The 17,170-nt window shown below is 63.4% G+C and carries 20 protein-coding genes; 12 read left to right on the forward strand and 8 right to left on the reverse strand.

The window, feature by feature from the left end:
• Positions 1–139: 139 nt before the first annotated feature.
• Genes ACGF7Y_RS35035 through ACGF7Y_RS35045 form a run of 3 tightly spaced genes read right to left on the reverse strand, consistent with a single transcriptional unit; the run spans position 140 to position 1,508 of the window.
• Entirely contained in the window at positions 140–817 is a 678-nt protein-coding gene (locus tag ACGF7Y_RS35035; protein WP_393241925.1) for a DUF2637 domain-containing protein, read from the reverse strand.
• The gene (locus ACGF7Y_RS35040) at positions 817–1,038 is read right to left on the reverse strand and encodes a hypothetical protein (RefSeq protein ID WP_393241804.1); all 222 of its coding nucleotides are present in this window, start codon (positions 1,036–1,038) and stop codon (positions 817–819) included. The genes ACGF7Y_RS35035 and ACGF7Y_RS35040 overlap by 1 nt, the downstream gene beginning before the upstream one ends.
• A complete protein-coding gene (locus tag ACGF7Y_RS35045; RefSeq protein WP_159930681.1) occupies positions 1,038–1,508 on the reverse strand; it encodes a hypothetical protein in 471 nt (156 codons plus the stop codon). Before ACGF7Y_RS35045 ends, ACGF7Y_RS35040 begins: the two co-directional genes overlap by 1 nt.
• Positions 1,509–1,614: 106 nt before the next feature.
• Here ACGF7Y_RS35045 and ACGF7Y_RS35050 point away from each other — a divergent pair, with 106 nt between their 5' ends.
• The 4 genes from ACGF7Y_RS35050 to ACGF7Y_RS35065 all read left to right on the forward strand — a co-directional run bounded on the left by ACGF7Y_RS35050 (position 1,615) and on the right by ACGF7Y_RS35065 (position 5,062).
• On the forward strand, positions 1,615–1,968 hold the full coding sequence (locus tag ACGF7Y_RS35050) for a GntR family transcriptional regulator (protein WP_393241808.1): 354 nt from the start codon (positions 1,615–1,617) through the stop codon (positions 1,966–1,968).
• A gap of 253 nt (positions 1,969–2,221) precedes the next feature.
• On the forward strand, positions 2,222–3,256 hold the full coding sequence (locus ACGF7Y_RS35055; protein ID WP_393241811.1) for a hypothetical protein: 1,035 nt from the start codon (positions 2,222–2,224) through the stop codon (positions 3,254–3,256).
• A complete protein-coding gene (locus ACGF7Y_RS35060) occupies positions 3,246–3,734 on the forward strand; it encodes a gamma-glutamylcyclotransferase family protein (RefSeq protein WP_393241814.1) in 489 nt (162 codons plus the stop codon). The genes ACGF7Y_RS35055 and ACGF7Y_RS35060 overlap by 11 nt, the downstream gene beginning before the upstream one ends.
• Before the next feature lie 1,097 nt (positions 3,735–4,831).
• The gene (locus ACGF7Y_RS35065; protein WP_393241817.1) at positions 4,832–5,062 is read left to right on the forward strand and encodes a hypothetical protein; all 231 of its coding nucleotides are present in this window, start codon (positions 4,832–4,834) and stop codon (positions 5,060–5,062) included.
• 224 nt (positions 5,063–5,286) lie between these two features.
• Here ACGF7Y_RS35065 and ACGF7Y_RS35070 read toward each other — a convergent pair whose 3' ends face one another.
• Positions 5,287–5,715: a hypothetical protein gene (locus ACGF7Y_RS35070; protein ID WP_393241820.1), complete on the reverse strand. Its 429-nt coding sequence runs from the start codon at positions 5,713–5,715 to the stop codon at positions 5,287–5,289.
• A gap of 315 nt (positions 5,716–6,030) precedes the next feature.
• Between ACGF7Y_RS35070 and ACGF7Y_RS35075 the strand changes: the two genes are divergently transcribed.
• A complete protein-coding gene (locus ACGF7Y_RS35075; RefSeq protein ID WP_393241823.1) occupies positions 6,031–6,705 on the forward strand; it encodes a hypothetical protein in 675 nt (224 codons plus the stop codon).
• A gap of 263 nt (positions 6,706–6,968) precedes the next feature.
• Here ACGF7Y_RS35075 and xerC read toward each other — a convergent pair whose 3' ends face one another.
• The gene (gene xerC / locus ACGF7Y_RS35080) at positions 6,969–8,225 is read right to left on the reverse strand and encodes a tyrosine recombinase XerC (RefSeq protein WP_393241826.1); all 1,257 of its coding nucleotides are present in this window, start codon (positions 8,223–8,225) and stop codon (positions 6,969–6,971) included.
• A gap of 241 nt (positions 8,226–8,466) precedes the next feature.
• Positions 8,467–8,757: a helix-turn-helix domain-containing protein gene (locus tag ACGF7Y_RS35085; protein WP_393241830.1), complete on the reverse strand. Its 291-nt coding sequence runs from the start codon at positions 8,755–8,757 to the stop codon at positions 8,467–8,469.
• Positions 8,758–9,316: 559 nt separating this feature from the next.
• Here ACGF7Y_RS35085 and ACGF7Y_RS35090 point away from each other — a divergent pair.
• The 5 genes from ACGF7Y_RS35090 to ACGF7Y_RS35110 all read left to right on the forward strand — a co-directional run bounded on the left by ACGF7Y_RS35090 (position 9,317) and on the right by ACGF7Y_RS35110 (position 14,469).
• Positions 9,317–9,748 (forward strand): hypothetical protein, encoded by a 432-nt coding sequence (locus ACGF7Y_RS35090; RefSeq protein WP_393241833.1) that lies wholly within the window; start codon positions 9,317–9,319, stop codon positions 9,746–9,748.
• Complete coding sequence (locus ACGF7Y_RS35095; RefSeq protein WP_393241835.1) at positions 9,748–10,821, forward strand: tyrosine-type recombinase/integrase; 1,074 nt, start codon at positions 9,748–9,750, stop codon at positions 10,819–10,821. The genes ACGF7Y_RS35090 and ACGF7Y_RS35095 overlap by 1 nt, the downstream gene beginning before the upstream one ends.
• The gene (locus ACGF7Y_RS35100; RefSeq protein ID WP_393241838.1) at positions 10,818–11,642 is read left to right on the forward strand and encodes a helix-turn-helix domain-containing protein; all 825 of its coding nucleotides are present in this window, start codon (positions 10,818–10,820) and stop codon (positions 11,640–11,642) included. Before ACGF7Y_RS35095 ends, ACGF7Y_RS35100 begins: the two co-directional genes overlap by 4 nt.
• Before the next feature lie 655 nt (positions 11,643–12,297).
• On the forward strand, positions 12,298–12,930 hold the full coding sequence (locus ACGF7Y_RS35105; RefSeq protein ID WP_393241841.1) for a hypothetical protein: 633 nt from the start codon (positions 12,298–12,300) through the stop codon (positions 12,928–12,930).
• 930 nt (positions 12,931–13,860) lie between these two features.
• Positions 13,861–14,469: a hypothetical protein gene (locus tag ACGF7Y_RS35110; protein ID WP_393241844.1), complete on the forward strand. Its 609-nt coding sequence runs from the start codon at positions 13,861–13,863 to the stop codon at positions 14,467–14,469.
• A gap of 57 nt (positions 14,470–14,526) precedes the next feature.
• Here ACGF7Y_RS35110 and ACGF7Y_RS35115 read toward each other — a convergent pair whose 3' ends face one another.
• On the reverse strand, positions 14,527–15,390 hold the full coding sequence (locus tag ACGF7Y_RS35115) for an ATP-dependent DNA ligase (protein ID WP_393241847.1): 864 nt from the start codon (positions 15,388–15,390) through the stop codon (positions 14,527–14,529).
• Between the two features lie 180 nt (positions 15,391–15,570).
• On the opposite strand from ACGF7Y_RS35115, the gene ACGF7Y_RS35120 reads away from it, so the two are divergent.
• Positions 15,571–15,753: a hypothetical protein gene (locus tag ACGF7Y_RS35120; RefSeq protein WP_393241850.1), complete on the forward strand. Its 183-nt coding sequence runs from the start codon at positions 15,571–15,573 to the stop codon at positions 15,751–15,753.
• A gap of 45 nt (positions 15,754–15,798) precedes the next feature.
• On the opposite strand, the gene ACGF7Y_RS35125 is transcribed toward ACGF7Y_RS35120, so the two are convergent.
• Complete coding sequence (locus ACGF7Y_RS35125) at positions 15,799–16,365, reverse strand: hypothetical protein (RefSeq protein WP_393241853.1); 567 nt, start codon at positions 16,363–16,365, stop codon at positions 15,799–15,801.
• A gap of 181 nt (positions 16,366–16,546) precedes the next feature.
• On the opposite strand from ACGF7Y_RS35125, the gene ACGF7Y_RS35130 reads away from it, so the two are divergent.
• Entirely contained in the window at positions 16,547–16,951 is a 405-nt protein-coding gene (locus ACGF7Y_RS35130) for a phosphoadenosine phosphosulfate reductase family protein (protein ID WP_393241856.1), read from the forward strand.
• The last annotated feature ends 219 nt before the right edge of the window (positions 16,952–17,170 follow it).

Here is a 17,170-nt window from a genome sequence, read left to right on the forward strand (position 1 = left end):
GGCTACCGCCGAGGAAGACCCAGCCGCCGGAACAGCCGGAGCCGAGGAGACCGAGGAGGTACCCAGCACTCCGACACCGGCCAACAGAGTTACCAGTGACGAAACACCCATCGCTACAGCAGGAACAGAAACAGTCATCTCAACCCCCAACAGGCATAGCGAGCGGCAGCATCGGTTGCTGAACCGGCCGCGGACGAACAGGAACAGGACGGATAGGCCGAACCGGAGCCGTACGCACCACCGCCGGGGCGGCCGGAACGGCAGGTAGCGGAAGCTGAGCCGGTTCGGGATCGAGATCGGGCACGGACTCGACGGCAGGAACAGCCGGCGTGTCGGTCTCTGATACCGGGTCGGGCATGGTGTCGGAGACGGTCTCAGTTGTGGGCTTCTCGGCGCGTTTGCGCTGGGCAGCGCGGAACAGCATCACCCCGCCATGGGTGTCGACCAACAGGGCGATCGGGGCGATAGCTGCGATCACCGCCGCCACCCAGTTCGGAAGCTGTTGCCCATCGGTGAAGGCGTGCAAGCTGTTGCCGGCCACCGACACCACCGCACCCACACCGAGCACCCAGGAGAACCAGCGGCGCTCATCGGGCCGGTTGGACAGCACCATCACCGACACCGTGGCCTGAATGATGGTGCCGTCCACGATCACCGGGAACAGCCACGAATCATCGCGGTCGATACCCGCCAACTCCGCCAGGTCGCGGAGTGTTTCGTAGCTGAGGACGAACGCGGCGACGCCGACACCGACGATGATCAACACCGCCGCCACCAGCGCCAACCGCATCCGCATCGAACGGTCATCCCCGAACATCACGCCACAGCCTTCGAGTCGGTACCCGACGTGGCGATGTAGTCGTTCAGCGCCTTCGCCAACCGGTCGTGCAGCTCGGCCGCGATGTCCGGCGTCATGTACAGATCCCCGGAACCGGTCGAGACAACGACCATGCCGACGCCGAAGACGTACCTCGCCTCCACCCGATCGTCATCACCGCTACGTGTCGACCTGACCTGCATCCACACGTTGATGCTCATCACGCACCCGCCTTCGCGGTGGTGCCGTTGCCGGCCGCGGCGTTGGGCTTCGGGGTGTTGTTGTCGCCCTTGATCCCCGTCGCGCGGTAGACGTAGCCCAGGTACTTGAACTCGCCCTGACCCATCACCTTCGGTTCCGCCGTCAGGCCCTCCAACTCGATGAACCACATGTCGTCGACGATCTGCTCACCCGCCGGCACCGGCTGATGCTGCGAAATGAACGTGATCTCGAACGACGCGCGCTTGCCCTTGCCCTCGCTGGCCTCGTGCGGGTCGGTGACCGTCGCCGTCCACAACGGCAGGCCCGTGCCCTCCCCCGTCTTCGGGTCGAAGTCGAACTTCTGCTCCGGCAGCGCGTTGCGGTCCGGGTTGTACTTGATCGCCGGGCCGATCGGAGCCATCAGAATCAGGCGCTTCGGGAACGCCACCCGCGACTCGATCGAGAACTTGTGACCCTTGCTGATTGCCATGATTCCTCCTGTTGGTTGAGCTGCTACATATCAGTATGCATCAGTATGCGTCAGCTTGGAAGTGGTTGACTTAGATCGGTGCATGTCAGTTGCGTAGACTGAGCCGATGGAGCCCGTACGTGCTGGTCTTGCCGCTTACCAGCAAGTCGTAGAACGGATTAAGGACGAGATTCGGGCCGGTACGCGCCGTCCCAGCGAGCGCTTGCCCGGCAACCGTCGTCTCGCTGAGGAATTTGGGGTCTCACTCGGGACCGCCCAAAAGGCGCTCCGAGTTCTTCAGGATGAGGGCTGGGTCGTCGCCACCCCCGCAGTTGGAGTGTTCGTGGCTGGCGAGTTGCCCACCGAGCCGTCGAACGGTCTGGATGATCTGCGCGCCGAAGTTCATGAACTGCGCAAGATCACGGACAACCTCGCGGCACGCCTCGATCGGATCGAAGGTAGACCCCTGTCCGAAGGCTGATGCCGCGGTTGTGATTTGAGCTGTGCGTTGCATGCATCCATGAGACGTCTGATGGATGTTGCGTCACTACGCCTCGCATGTCGCGTCTATTTCTTGACTGTCACGCCCGTCGCGGTGGCTGTACCGTCTATGTCACGTCCTGTTTGTACCGAGAGGACGGGAGGGGGACAACTTGGCTACTATCCGACTGAAACACCTTCTGCGAGAGCGCCATTGGCAGAAGTACGCAACTTTCTGTCGCGAATATGACCGTGTGGCATGCACTGTTGACCAGGAGTTGCAAGGCACCGCTCCGAGCCGTGGGCAGCTACATCGATGGCTAGGTGGTGAACTCAAGGGCCTGCCCTATCCTGACCACTGCCGCGTACTCGAAGCCATGTTCCCAGGATGGACAGCAGAAGCGCTCTTCGAGGTCGTTGCCGATGTGCCGCGAGCGAACGGGTCAGAGCACGCCGGCGTTGCGCAACTTGTTCGTGCGGTCGAGGAGGCATTCAGCGCGCCGGACGCGCACAGAGCTGCTTGGAGTACTCAGCCAGCTTCCATCGCCCGCATGGCGACCGGCCTTGATGGCGCAATCCGTAGTGACAACGACATTCCCGATGCAATGCACACCATCGCAAAGAAGTTGGTCGCGCTTGCACGAGTGCTCCGGATAGACGCCCAAGAAACTGCCCGACTTGCCAGTCTCGCCGGGCAAGTCGTAGAGCTTGAAATGCATGTGAGCATAGATATTCAGCGCGACGGTCTATCAACCGTTTGCTACAGGCACGAGTTGTTCAATATGAGCGAACAGCCGATAACACGCATAGCGCGTGAAGTATGGTTTGAGCACACGCCAAATGGAATACATATTTCCCCTTCCGATAGTGGAACACGGAAGGTTATCATTCAGCGAATACACGATACGCCCGGATTATCCAAATTTGCATGCCAAATATCGCCTCCAATTCGACCAGGAGAAACTGGGACAATTCAGTACGAATGCAAGGGCGGTCAATTCGTAAGTGATCACTATTGGCGGCAGGGCCTACCCCGCTATACCCGGCACGTGACGATTACTCTGCGGCACAACGAAGTCGGGCGACTTCTTGACTACTCGGCCACTGAAGAACAAGTCAATGGCTCCGAACAGTCCATATCCGAAGATCTTATCTGGGACAATGACGGAGACGACGTCATCGTCACTCTCACCCGCGACTATCTCCGTCCAGGACAATCAGTAACCGTCCGGTGGGATGTTGAACATTTAGAGCGGCAGCGCACGAAGGAGAGTTTGAATGTCGACTGAGACGCGGAGAGTCCACGAGACTCGATTCGACATCCTCGGCTCCGCGGGGGTGAACTCAAAAGAGACGTTACCCCTATTCGCTTACGGAACACTTCAACTTGAGCCCGTACTAGCCGCACTCATCGGACGCCTACCCGAATCCGCCCCTGACAAGCTGGAAGGATGGCGAGTTGCCCGGCTTCCTGACCGTGTTTATCCGGGGCTCGTTCCCGAACCTGGAAAGTCAGCGATAGGACGAGTTCTGAAAGGAATTACACCCGACGAGTGGATGCTACTCGATAGATTTGAAGATAATGACTATGACCTAGTGCCGGTCACACTCGCCAGTGGGACGCGAGCGATGGTTTATACATGGACGAAGCCGGTGGACCGAATGGATTGGCTGCTGGACGAGTTCGCAGCCTTGGAACTCACTCCGTACGTCGAGCGATGCACCGCCTGGCTACAACGTGATCGCGCCCAGCAGCCTGAGTCGTAGCGTGCACACTACTGCGTAGCTTCAACACCACACTATATGTACAGTTAGAACCGTCACGTGAGTGATGCCGAGCGGTGGGACCGCCCTCCACAGACGGCCCCACCTGATGGGTTACCTAATCCACACTCGGCGGACCAGCATGAGCGCCCCGGCGATCACGGCAGCAACTACCAAGACGATGCCGTAGTCGACCGGGGTCTCTTGCTTTCTCCGGCGATGTTTCGCCATCCCCACCACCTCCCTCCTCGGCACGGTGTGGTTGGACCGACTCCACACCGCCCCTCAGCCGGAGGTGCGTTCACCTTACGCGACCGCGGCGACATGACCCCTTGAACCACAACAGGTTCCGACACTTCAACCGTTCGCCCAGGACATCACTCGCAACGGACGACGACTTCACCCGCAGTGGGGCGATCGGCCTTCCGCTTTTGAGCGCAGCCCGCGCGTTGTGCGGGTTGTTGCCGAATTTCGCCATACAGACTCAAGAGCGCCCGCGGCGGCGCTTCGCGCCGCCGCCGCGCTACGACACGCAACCGCGGCTTGCTTCGCTGCGCCGCGGGCGCGTCGAGCGCGTCGGCAGCACTCGTCCGCCGCGGGCGCCGGAGATTCTGTCTGGCCGCTTTCTGCATAACCGAGCAGTGCCGGGCACGCCGGCAGCCGTACCCGATTTACCTCCCGCCGTCGATCCGATCCGTCCGGCCGGGTGCCCGGTCCACCCGCTGTGGTCCCGTCCCGCATCCGTTGCAGAGCAGGAGTTTGCCCGACCGGGTAGGAGGTGGCCCGGTCCGTCAGCAGGTGTCGGGGGTGTAGGGCCACGAACGGACCCGCACGCCCACGACCGAGGAGTGGTCCCGTCGCCCGTCGCCTGGTCGCGGTGATCGGCCACCGTCAAGTCCGACGCCGACGTATTCGCCGCTACCTCGCCATGGTCCCTCTCCGGTGGCGGCCTGACTGATTCGAGGGCTATCACGCCCGCAGCGGGCATCAAGAGCGCCTACGGCGTCACTACGTGATCGGCATTCGCCGACTCTTGACACCCACCACGAGCGTGATCGAGACGCCCTCAGCCAGACCACCACCGGAAAGGAACCACCCACATGCGCAGCGACGAATACGCCGACATCTCCACCAGCGGCGGAGTCTGGGACCCCTTCCCGCCCTGCAAGCACCGCAGCCAGCCCGTCACCCCCGAACGCCTGGTCGCCTACTTCCCGAACCGTCCGTGGCCCTACACCCCCGACACCTGCCAAGCAGGCTTCCTCGACACCACCTGGTACCTCGGCCGCAAACTTCTGCTCTGCAACGGATGCGGGCTCGACGCCACCTAACCGCCCGGGGGGCTTCGGCCCCCCATCCTGCTTCCGAGCCACCGGCAACAACGCCGGACAGCGGCACGGTCAACGACGCCGGTTCCCAGGCTCGGACCCCGGTCCCTGGCTAACCGGGGAACCAGTTGCCCCGCACGGGAGCACCCTTTCCGCCCGTGCGGGGCCACAGCACACCACAACTGCCGAATTCGCCTTAAGGAAGTTCAAGAGCGAGCCGGGCTCCCTCACTCATCGCGACCGTCACCATTGGTCCGACGACGACGAACGGCCTCCACCAACGCAATCTCAGACCCACGCCCCGGCAACAGCATGATCCCCAACTCCGCCACCTCCGCCTCAGCATCCGAATCGAGATCCCAATCGATCAGCACATCGGCACTGGTTCCCCACTCCTCGCCGATGTGCCCGACGATGACATCGATCAACTCCTCTAGGTCGTCCCGCCCCTCAACGATGACCTCGTCCGACTCAGCCTCACCCCAGGTGGCATTCCAGCAGTCCTCTAGCCACCTCAGTTCGACCTCGACCGTCACCGAACGCACTTCGCCGGACGCGGGCGAATCTTGGACTGCGCGAAGGTTCGGACCTGGACGAGTAGCGGCCTTCTGCTCGGCACGCTCACGGGCACGACGCTGTTGACGAGACTCGCTCATCCCTCGATAGTGCCCGCGAATCACCCTGCCGAACAACCACTTCGCGTCCTTCGGCCGCGTGGCCCTGCTGTGCGGTGGCCTGCATTGTGTTCACGCGCCCCTCCAGCGTCAAGAGCGCCTACGGCGTCACTACGTGATCGGCATCCGCCGACTCTTGACCCCGGAGCCTCTACGCGCGAAAGGCAGGCCGATAAGGGGCAGGCGCAGCCAGCCCGCCTCTGGGCGCAACCCACCCCACACCAGGGCCAAAGCGGGCGCTTTACTCGAGCCGGCGAACTAGTCTTCCGTTTACCACGAGCAAGGAGGGAACAACCTGTGGCAGAGATGTCTATGGAGCGCTTGGTGCTTCAGTTCATGGGTGCCTACACCGACCTACAGGACTCCATGCAGTTCATCGTCTACAGCGAGCTTCCCATGGACGAACGAGCCGCTTTCACAAAAAAGAACCCTGACGACCGAATTCTAGATCAGTTCAAGAAAGTTTGCCGCGACAAGCTCAATGTTGCCATCCCGGAGACTCTTTTGGACTGCTACAACGGCGCTAGACCATTCCGCAATGATCTAGCACACCTGCTCAGCATCGAATCGATCGGAGGCAAGAGACCGAATCGGACAATGACGATCATCCGATACGACAACTACACCACTACCGGTGAGTGGGCGAGGCAGAATAAGAAGAAAATAGAAATCACGGAATCCGAACTACGAGCATGGACAGAGGACCTGCGCTACTGCCGGAAGGTCCTGAATGTGATGCTGAAAATTGCGGCGATTAATTCTGAATTCAACCAACCTGACGACACACTAATAGAGGTTTCGTGGATACCCTGGTGGGACGGGCGATGGGGCAAACTCCCGAAGTATGGCGAGGAATGTAGAGCGCCGATTGGGCGGTATCGAGCACAGACGAATCCCCGCAAATACTGGGTTCCCAAACCGGAGTGGACCACCCCGACTCCGAGAGAGATCGTACGAGGGAACCGCCAGTAGCCCACCTCTCGCAGGTAGAGAGCGGGACCAGAACGGGACCACACGCTATGAACGTTGCACGCCGACCAGCACATCTGAAACCCACAGGAACTCTGCAAGCAACGCTCTGACCTGCTATTTCAGCCCCAGGACCGACCTGGGGGTCAAGTGGTCGCAGGTTCAAATCCTGTCAGCCCGACTCAGAAAACCCCTTCCGACCAGCGTCGGAAGGGGTTTTCTCGTTCCGGTGACAAGCTCGGATTCGAGCGGTTCTCACAGAAATCTCACGTTTTCGGGCCGGTGGAGCCCCGAGCCCACCGCTCGAGCACGTCTCGATTGTCCGGAACGGTCTCCGGGACGTCGATGTAGTGCGCCTTGGCCACCGCGCGGGTGTTGCCGAGCTGGCGGGCGGCGCGTTCGGGGTCGCCGTAGGCATGGTCGACCGCGGTGGCCGCGCCTTTGCGGAACGTGCGCGGGGTCACCCAGGCGAAGTTCTCCCCGCGTGCCGCGCGCCAGGTGCGGCCGAAGTTGTTCGGGTTGCGCACCGACCCGTTGCGGGCCGGGAACAGCAGGCCCATCGGGTTGGGGCGGTCGCCGACTTCCAGGTCCTTGACGGCCTCCCGGACTGCCTCGACGGTGTGGGCGGGCAGCAGGATGCGCCGCCACCCGTTGTCGGTCTTGGGGGCGGGTTTACGCACCCATTTCCCCTTGACCTCGACCAAGGTGCCGGTGACGTCGAGGTAGGGCTCGGGCGCATCCAGGTCGATGTCTTCGAGCAGCAGGGCGAAGACTTCGTGCGGGCGCATGCCGGTGCCGGTGATCACGTCGACCACCCACACCACCGTCCAGTCCCGCGGCGGACCACAGGTGTAGGCCGGAGTGCCGGGAATCTCCTCACCGGCCGCCCAGGCCCGAATCTGGGCACGGAACGCCGGTAGCGCGTCCTGATCCTGGACTTTGCCGCGGGCCGGTGGTTTGCGCCGGGTGAACGCGGCGACCCCGTCGATCGGATTGTTGTCGAGCACCCCGTGCCGCACAGCGATCGCCATCATCGCACGCAGAATGATTTTGTGCTGTTTGGCTTTCCGCCGTAAACCCATGGCCACAAGGCGTTTGAGATGGCGGTCGAGCTCACCGGCGGTGGCCTGCCAGATCTGGAGGTTGCCGACCGAGTTCTCGATCTTGATCGTCTTCTTGCCGGCACGCTTGTCGGTGGAGACATAGATCTCGCGGCGATAGTCCTCGACATTGCCTGGGGTGTAGGCGTCGTCCGTCTCCATCTCCATGATCAACTCCGCAGCGAGGTCGATCAGCTTGGTGTTACGGGTGATCCGTGCGTATCCCGACTGTTCCCGGTGATCACGCATGGCTTCGGCGAGGCGGTTACGCGCCTCGTCGGCGGTGTCGCCCATCCGCTCCAGCTGCTGTGGCCCCTGCGCGCTGTAGAAGCGCACCGTCGCACGCCATTTCCCGTTCTTCTGCTTCTTGGGTTTGCCCGGCTGGCCGAAGGTACCAACCGGCTTCGGTAGTCTGCCTCCCATCGATCACCTTTCGATCCGTCGGTGTTGCGCGAGATTCGCCCTGCGATGTCCTGCGGTAGCTGTTGCCCCGTCGGTGCTGCACGGCCCGAGATGCGCGTGATGCTGTCCCCAGACTTCGCTAGACCAGCGGTCGACTTCAAGAGACAAATGTTTGCTAGAAAGTATCTACAAGCTCTTCGGCTCGAGCTGGGCGGTGCTACTGGCTGGTGAGCTTGTCGGGTATGTCGACCCGGAACCATGCTCAGGTCGACACCGCGCCGCTTCCCCCGCCGTTGGCGAGTTGATTTTCTTCCCAGGCAAGGAGGTCACTGACTCGGTAGCGTCGATAGCGCCCCATGCGCGCGAATCGGGGACCACGCCCGGCAGCTGCCCATGCCGAGAGAGTCTTCGCTGGGATCTTGAGTCGGCGGGCGACTTCCTCTGTGCTGAGCCAGATCTCGTCGATGATGCCGTCGTCCGTTGTCCTGTGGCGTTTGCGAGCGCGGCTTTCCTCGCTTGACGATGGCGGTTTGGATGGGGGTCGCGAATGCATGGGTCACCTCAGTTGAAAGGACCCTGTCTGCCGATCTCACCCACCATCCATTGAAGCTTCCCGGCGACGATTACGCCACCGCGCAGGCATCGGGTATGCCAACAACTCCGGATCCAGCGCAAAAGATCTCAATGGCTTCGCAGCCGAGCCTCCTGCCGGGAAACACACCTACAATGACCGGGCTGAGCGACGTGGCGGCGTCACCCAGCACCCGGGGAAGCGAGTCGCCGGGATCCATGGATCCCGGCGACTCGTACCGACCAATCCGCAGACCCGAACAGCCGAATACAGCGCGAACGACAGATGGAATCCGGCAAACACGCCACATTCAGACGCTGGTCAGCACCGACTACCAGCTGGGAGTCCCCTCTCGCGCACAGATTCCCGTCAGATGTGACACTTTTTCGTGCCGCGTGTTGGAGTGCACTCTCACACACGGAGGACGACCAGTGGAAACACGCTCTGACCTGCATAAATTCGTGGCAGATCTGCCACATTACGACAGTGGTGACCCCCTCGAAGAGTTTGCTGGCACTGCCGCCGGGAGGGGTGGTCGGCGGTGATCGCGCCGGTCATCCCACCGCAGTCGCCGTTGCAGGAACTTGTTCACGGACCGCTGGTCACGAACCGCGTGGTCCGTCCCGCCGATGACGATCTTGTCTACGGGCTCTGCTCCGTCGGAGACGGAGGCCGGATCCTCGACAAGATCACCTTCACCGCGCTGGACTGGCGTCCGGGCATGCGCCTGGAGCTGACGTGTCCGGATGCCAGGGTTCTGCTGGCCCGCCCGGTTCCCGCGGGTGGCGTCGCCATGACCGAGGGCGGGTACTTCCGTGTTCCGTACCGGCTGCGGCGCCGGGTAGGTCTGTTGATCGGTCAGCGGGCACTGCTGATCGGGCACCGCAGCCGCCGCGTGCTGCTGATTCATCCGCCCGCCGCGCTCTATGAGTTGTGTGCCGCGAGCCTGCGGCTGCTGAAAGCGGGGGCGTGATGACCGCACTCGCCCCTTCGTCCGCGACTGCGGAGACGGTGGCCGCCGCACGGTTGCTGTTGACCCAGATGGGCATCTCTGCTGCCGATCTCGTAACTCCCGACACGCGGATGCCGACCTTCGAGGAGGTGATCCCCCAGGTTCGGGCTCGGCTGTCCGAAGGCACGCTGCGCACCTACAACACGCATTTCGAGCACCTGCTCGCACACTGGGCCCAGCGCCGCCTCGACGAGCCGACCAAAGCCGACTTCGAAGAGATGGCGGCCCGCATCCAGGCCAACACACGGGTCAACCGCGCCTCCCGTGGCGGGACCAGCGCGGTCGAACACTTCATCAGCGCCACCCGGTGTATCTACCGCTACGCCGAAGACACCGGCTGGATCCGGCCCGTCGACAACCCCGCGCGCAGACTCACCATGCCCACCCGCCAGCCCTCGCACCGGTACGCGATCCCGTCGAATCAGTTGAGCGAGATCTGGACCGTCGCCGCGACCACCGGCAACGACCCCGACCTCGACGCTCTGATCCTGCGGCTGCATATCGAGACCGCCTGCCGCCGTGGTGGCGCCCTCGCGCTGCGTCCGCACGATCTCGACCCCGACCAGTGCCTGGTCTATCTGCGGGAGAAGGACGGTACCGACCGCTGGCAGCCGGTGTCGCCCACCTTGATGCGGCACCTGCTCGAGCACTCCGCCGAACGTCACAGCCCGCGCTCGGAGCAGTTGCTGCGCTACCGCAACGGAAGACCCATCACGTCACGGCGTTTCGACCACATTTGGAAACGGATCGGCCAGACCCTGCCGTGGGTCGCCACGCAGGGGGTGAGCATGCATTGGCTGCGCCACACCACTCTCACCTGGGCCGAACGCACCTTCAGCTACGCCGTCGCCCAGAAGTACGCCGGACACCAAAGCAAGAACAACGGCACCACCGCCACCTACGTCAAAGCACACATCACCGAGGTCGCCGCCGCGGTGGCCGTGCTGACCGGCGAAGCGCATCCGCTCGTGCCCGCGTACGGCACACCGAACCGTCCGCACGACGAGCCCGCGACCGAAGGAACCCTCTCATGACCGAGATCGCGCTCGCCCCGCCCACGGCAATCGAGCGGACGCCACCACCCGAGGCGGTCACACCGAAGTCCCGTGCGCACGGCTTCTTCTGGACGGTGCTCACCGCTGCGGCCACCGTCAGCATCACCGGAAACGCCACCCAAGCTCTACTGCACGACACGGCGTTGCCCGTCGTGGCCGCTGCGGTCGCGATCATCCCACCACTGGCTCTACTGGCGGCGGTGCACGGGGTGACGGTCCTCGCGCGTGCGCACACCGCGACCCGCGCCACACGGTGGGTGGCGACCGCGATGACGGTCCTCATCGCGACCGGCGCATTCTGGCTCTCCTTCACTGCTCTACGGTCGCTGGCGATCACCGCCGAAGTTCCCCAAGGCGAAGCGTGGTTGTGGCCGCTGATCATCGAAGGATCCATGGCCCAATCCACCGTCGCGCTACTCGCCCTCGCCCACTCGACCCCCAGCGACGAGCGTGCGCACGCTGACGACCCGCGCAACTACGACTCCGTACCGCAGGCAAACCCTTCGTTCGCGGACGACGAGCCCGTGCACACGCCACCAGATGTAGTCGAGCCGGTTCTCACGGCACCGCACCTGGCCGACGTCATAAGCCAAGACTTTGCGGACGTTGCGGCGCGTTTGTGCGCACGCGATCCGGCCGGCAGACGAGATCCCGAACTCGTGGCCAGAGCTTTGGCCCACCATCACCGCGACGGTTGGAATTTGACCCGCATTGCCAACGAATTGAACAGGAGTAGGTCGACGATCAGCCGGATACTCAGCGAAGCCGCGGCCCTTTCGCTCCCGCGAAACGGCCTGTGAAACTCAGACCGACGAGCATGATGGCTCATGTCGTGAGTGCCCCTGCCATCTAGTGGCAGGGGCCGCCACGCACGAGCGGGCACCGCTCAGAGGTTGCGCATCCAGGCCAGAGGCTGCCTCGGGAACGCAAGTTCGGTGGTCAGCCACGCTGTGTGCGAATCCCTACGGCACCGTCCGCGTGGCTGTCTCCTATGTCGAGGAGTTGATGTTGCCGCCTGCCGCGCGCTCCATATGCTTGACCGATGCGGATTACGCGACAGCAATGGGGCAGCACCTGGCGCCGAGCCGTAGTCGTTCGTGCGCACACGGGGCGCTCGACGAGGTGGGCAGACAGATAGTCGATGCCACGGCACGGCGGTCCTGAAGGACGCCGAAGCGCAGTGAGGCAGCGGACTGGGTACCGGGGCAAGGCATTCGTCGATAAGGCTGCCGCCCCCACCTTCTCCATTCCATTCCGCCGATACGGAATTGCATGACATAGCTTGGCCGACCAGCACGAGACATCCTGCTTTCGCGCCTCGGATCTTCAACTCCGCCAGTCTGATGACTCCCCGGTCCGCTGGCGATCGCCCACCGCCACTTCAACGCCCGGCACGGCTGCCGTACCGGACACCGTGTTCCTCGGCAGGTGCTGCGGCACGCATACCATGCAAGTATGTCGGTCGAAATAGATTGGGACAGAGTCCACGTCGACACAACGATCACCACACCCGCCAGGAGTACCGGTACCTTCGGCCCAGGCATCTCACAGTGGCACAGCTACGGACAGCTCGGCTCCACCGTGGAGGATGACGAACTCCCTCGCACTATCCTGTGGATGAACGGTGTAACAGTGGACCTCTGGACCCCGAAACACAGCATCTACCACGCCTTGGACGCGATCAGCAGTGATTACGAAAAACTGGCGACAGCAGTGTTCGAGCACGGTCGAAACAGTCTGCGCGACAACGTCGAGGAAACGCTCGCCATGCCAGCATCGCGAGTGGTACTGATCGACAGGGCATCGCTGGAGCCGAATTTTCGTGGGCAAGGCGGCGTAGGCAGACTCCTGATCAGTTACATCCTCAGACAGCTTCTTGGTGACGGCGACGGGATCGCGGTCACCTTTCCCCATCCGTTCGAAGTGGATTCCAATCATCCCCAGTTCGATGCCGAGCTACGAAAGGTTCGACACGTCTGGCAATCGATCGGCTTCTACCCGGTCAATGACGATGTTTGGGTCTTGGATTCAACGTCCACGACGTACTCAGCAGCGATAGAACGCTTGGAAGAAAATCTCGGCGTCTGATTCATAAACGCCTGCCGCACTCCCCACCCTCCTGGACGCACACAGCTCAGCCCGACAACTACGCTGCAGCAGCCATGCACCGGCGATACGTTCACGCCAACATGGTCCGGACAACCCGCATCCGCACTGCCTTACCGGGAACCGTGATCGAGGCAGAACCTTGACTAAAGTTGGTGAGAAGCAATAAGAATGTCAAAGGGCCAAATGACCTTGACCTCCGATGCACATACCAGGCCTAGGAGGACTTGAACCTCCGCACCCCACGACCGCAGAAACTGCTGGTCACGGCTTCGAAACGCCACCCTGCCAGCGGATTTGAACCACATCTCACGACGTTTGGGTACGTTTCAATACGTAAACATACACGTTCCTGGTGACATGCCACCAGGCGAAACACTGGCCCGATGAGTTGTATCGGTGACCGCGCCACCAGGTATCCCGCGACTCCTAGGCGCGATTGCCCCTCCGGAGGCGGGCCTCCCTGATGGGACACGCTTCCCGGCCCAGGTTCGGCCCGTCCATCCCCACCGACTGGGCGCCGGGTGCCTCAGCGGGAACAGCTCGCCCCTCACGCCACCCTCCTGGGGCCGATCCACCAGCGCCCAGTCGCCATTTCGATGTCTGGCCACGCCGGTCACAGCGGCGGATGCTGCGGGGTCGGGCCGATCGGCCGAACCATGGTCCCGCGCTTCTTCCCCACAGGAGCCGAACACCGGTTCGCAGCACTGCCCATTTCAGCCCACGGCCGCCGAACGACACACGATTTGACTCGTCAGCCAATGACGGAAGGGACTTGTCGATGCAGAAGCTCACGAATAGCTCTCGACAGCAGATAGCGAACGGTGTTGGATACCCCACAGAGCTTTCGTTGCAGGTACCAGCACCACAGACGCGCCGCTACAGCGCAACGGCTTGTGAGGGGTTGCCCGTATGGATGTCGATCTGACGTGTCCGCACTGCCACCGACTCGACTGGGTGCAAAGTGTGCCCGCCTTGCATGCCGATGGCGTGTCGACCAGCTTCGGGACAAACGTCTACTCCGGCATGGGAATCGCATCTACTGGCCTGGTGCCGGTGTTCGGCACTGCCACCGTCGACCGCACCCACACAACAGCACTCGCCCACAGCCTCGCCCGTGAGCCCGCCCGCACCCCCGCCGGGTGGCTGACCTTCTTCGCCCTGGTGCTGCTCGTGCCAGCGATGTCATGGATCGTTCCGGCGATCGTTTCGATCGTCCATCCCGTCCCCGGGGTATCGCATTGGGTTGCCGCCCTGGGCACGGTCGTGTTCTTCGGGGGGTTAGCGGCGCCTGGCGCTGTCCTGCTCACTGTCGCGGTGTGCCGTATTCGCCGCAACGGCCAAATCGTGCGGGGACGTCGCCACGCGCATGCGGTGTGGCAGGCCGGTTTCTACTGCCATCGGTGCGGTGTGGCGTTCTGGCCTCAGTCTCCGGCCCCGGGTGTTCCCGCTCGCCAGGCATTCGTCCCGCAGCAGTTCCGCTGGTTGGTGTGGAATGCCGGTGGCTACGCCAACGCCTGATCTCACCGGGCTCGATGACGGGCTCGTCGAGGGATGGCCAGTCCAGCCATAACAGCTTCAAGCCCGGGGGATGTGATCGTCTCGAGTCGGTAGCCGCACCTCGGTGGGATCGATCTCGGCGCGCAATCCCCGCCAGCTCGGATGTCGTAAGGCGCCGACATACTCTCGATACTCGACGGTGCCCACCAGCTGTGGTCTCACCCATCGCGCCGCCGTCATCGGCCACGTTGGTGCCGATCGGTCGAACGGGCTGTCGGTTGTGGTCAATGCCTTCAACCGCTCGAGCAATGCCCGGCGCGCTGCCACTGTGAAGCCGGTGCCGACGTGCCCGACGTAGACCAAACGGTCCGACTCGTCATAGGCACCCAGGATCAAGGAGCCGAGCGCGCCACGCTCGCCGCCGCCGCTGCTGGGAACCCATCCGGCGATGACCACCTCTGTCGTCTGGCGGATCGCCGTCTTCAGCCACAGCCGCGAGCGCGTCCCGGGCCGGTACACGGAGTCGACGCGTTTGCTGACCACACCTTCCAGCCGGTGGGAGGCGGCGGTGTCGAGCATGGTGCCGACCGGGATGTCGGTCCAGTACGGCGGGACGCGTACCCCGGCACCGGTGAGGTCGAGTTCGGCCAGGCGGGCGCGCCGCTCGACATACGACAGGGCCATGGAGCTGGCGCCGTCGAGTTCGAGCAGGTCGAACACGAACAGCTGCACCGGCACCGCCCGCACCAGTTCGCGGGCAGGCCGGGTCAGATGCATGCGCTGCTGTAGCCGGGCGAACGACGGCGCGCCGGTAGCCGGGTCGAGGGCGACGATCTCACCGTCGAGGATCATGTCGGTGCCGGGCGGGCGCTGCGCGAGCCCTGCGGTCAACTCCAGATAGCACACAGTGACGTTGTTGCGGTTGCGACTGAACAATTCCACCGCTCACCGGCGAGACGGCAAATGGCGCGCATCCCGTCCCATTTCATCTCGATCGCCCACCGGCCTGGCGTATCAGGCGGCTGACCTGCGGTCGCCAGCATCGGTGCCGGCACAGACACACCAGACAGCGTATCCCTAGCGAATACCAACCGGGTGGTGTTGTTCGCTAGGGTCGGGCGTGTGCAGTTCGAGGAAGGCTCCCTGATCCACCTGGTCGCGGGCGGGGTGAGCGTGTTCCGCATCATCGAGCTCGGCGTCGACGGTGACCCGACCACAGCGCTCGTGCAAGCAGTCGACGACTCCCCCGGCACCTACCCGTGGCCGACCGACCTGACCCACGCGGTGCCCGCCGAGCAGCCCTAGCCTCGCACCCCCGCATCTGCTCTTTCGACCAGCCTCCGCATTGCCTCAGGTGTTCAACGGGTCCATGGGCAGCGCTGATCGCGGTGACTCTGCGCTGTCGTCGGTGTCGGCGACCGGTGGTGTCCGTGTACGCGGCTGTGCCGTGGTCGGTCCGACACGCTCGAGTTCAGTCGCCGCGACGGCCGCTGAGGAGGATGGTTGCGGTGGTGTGGTGGTGCGAGCGCCGCGGGCGGCGGCGATCAGTTGCCGAGCCAGTTTGGGACTGATCTCGAACAACTCAGCGACATCCTGCTCAGAGCCACCGTGATCACCGATGACGGCAGCGGCCTCGGCCTGGTCGGCGCGGTAGCGGGCGATCTCGCTCCCGGCACGCTCCTCGAGGTCGCTGATCTGCTGCCGCAACGCGGCGATGTTCTGATCACGCCGGGTTTCGCAGGCGGTGATCGCTTCCCAATCGGTGAGGTAGCGCTTGACCGCCTCCTGGATCGCGCGCTCTTTCTGGCGTGCCAGTTCTCGACGCCGTTTGCTGCGAGCGCGTGAGCGTTCCAGTCGTGCCACGAGTTCCGGGGATCGAGGTGTGCGCGGGGAGCGCGGTGGGCGACGCGAGGACATGGCCGGCCTCCTGAAGTCTTCGGGCCCGCCTGTGATTCTCCCGCGCTCGATCCTACCTGCTCCGGCTACCGCCTCCCGGGCGAACCCCGGCGCCTCATCCCCTGTCGCCGACCGCATTCCATCCATCCGAAATCGAGGAGGCCCTGCAATGGCAGCAGTTGCTTCTCCGGCACGGCGACCAATGGCCTCTCCCCCCGCTCGGGAACTGCTGCCCTCGAGTGGTGGTGATGTGCTGGCTTCGGGCCCGGACCTGCTCGGCTACGACCATTACTTGATCAGTCTCAGTGGCGGCAAAGACAGTCAAGCCCTTCTGGATGTCCTCGTGGAACTGTGCGCCGAGGCCGGCGTCCTCGACCGCGTCACGACCGTCCATGCCGACATGGGTCGATCGGATTGGCCGGGCACCGTCGCGCTCGCTCGTGAGCACGCCGAGCACTACGGGCTGCGTCATGAGCTGGTGGCCCGCACCGGCTGCGATCTGCTCGACCGCGTCGCCGAACGCGGCAAGTGGCCGGACAAGGACAGGCGCTGGTGCAAAGTTACCTGCACCATCTCTCGTTCACCAAGGGCGACCCGTCGTCGTTGAACGGAGCGGGCGGTGAACCATGCTTCTGCCGAGGCAACTGCTGGAAGGTCACAACGCGACCACGCTTGTGGTCGAAACCGGTCCTGTTGATGGCGAATCGCGGGTTCGCTCAAACGCAGGACCTAACCCAGGCCGCATCCGGTTGTCCGCCCATGTTGAGATCGCCAACGATGGCCGGGCGCATTCGGGCGAGTGCAGATCGACCATTTATTGTGACGC

It is taken from the genome of Nocardia sp. NPDC047654 (genome assembly GCF_043205035.1).
In the GTDB taxonomy this organism is placed as follows: domain Bacteria; phylum Actinomycetota; class Actinomycetes; order Mycobacteriales; family Mycobacteriaceae; genus Nocardia.

Bases quoted from the DNA above. Each gene is read 5' to 3' on its own strand.
- ACGF7Y_RS35060 (WP_393241814.1), top strand. From the start codon at position 3,246: ATGTCGACTGAGACGCGGAGAGTCCACGAGACTCGATTCGACATCCTC.
- xerC (WP_393241826.1), bottom strand. From the start codon at position 8,225: ATGGGAGGCAGACTACCGAAGCCGGTTGGTACCTTCGGCCAGCCGGGC.
- ACGF7Y_RS35035 (WP_393241925.1), bottom strand. From the start codon at position 817: ATGTTCGGGGATGACCGTTCGATGCGGATGCGGTTGGCGCTGGTGGCG.
- ACGF7Y_RS35070 (WP_393241820.1), bottom strand. From the start codon at position 5,715: ATGAGCGAGTCTCGTCAACAGCGTCGTGCCCGTGAGCGTGCCGAGCAG.
- ACGF7Y_RS35130 (WP_393241856.1), top strand. From the start codon at position 16,547: ATGGCCTCTCCCCCCGCTCGGGAACTGCTGCCCTCGAGTGGTGGTGAT.
- ACGF7Y_RS35125 (WP_393241853.1), bottom strand. From the start codon at position 16,365: ATGTCCTCGCGTCGCCCACCGCGCTCCCCGCGCACACCTCGATCCCCG.
- ACGF7Y_RS35050 (WP_393241808.1), top strand. From the start codon at position 1,615: ATGGAGCCCGTACGTGCTGGTCTTGCCGCTTACCAGCAAGTCGTAGAA.
- ACGF7Y_RS35085 (WP_393241830.1), bottom strand. From the start codon at position 8,757: ATGCATTCGCGACCCCCATCCAAACCGCCATCGTCAAGCGAGGAAAGC.
- ACGF7Y_RS35095 (WP_393241835.1), top strand. From the start codon at position 9,748: ATGACCGCACTCGCCCCTTCGTCCGCGACTGCGGAGACGGTGGCCGCC.
- ACGF7Y_RS35045 (WP_159930681.1), bottom strand. From the start codon at position 1,508: ATGGCAATCAGCAAGGGTCACAAGTTCTCGATCGAGTCGCGGGTGGCG.
- ACGF7Y_RS35110 (WP_393241844.1), top strand. From the start codon at position 13,861: ATGGATGTCGATCTGACGTGTCCGCACTGCCACCGACTCGACTGGGTG.
- ACGF7Y_RS35100 (WP_393241838.1), top strand. From the start codon at position 10,818: ATGACCGAGATCGCGCTCGCCCCGCCCACGGCAATCGAGCGGACGCCA.
- ACGF7Y_RS35040 (WP_393241804.1), bottom strand. From the start codon at position 1,038: ATGAGCATCAACGTGTGGATGCAGGTCAGGTCGACACGTAGCGGTGAT.
- ACGF7Y_RS35065 (WP_393241817.1), top strand. From the start codon at position 4,832: ATGCGCAGCGACGAATACGCCGACATCTCCACCAGCGGCGGAGTCTGG.
- ACGF7Y_RS35105 (WP_393241841.1), top strand. From the start codon at position 12,298: ATGTCGGTCGAAATAGATTGGGACAGAGTCCACGTCGACACAACGATC.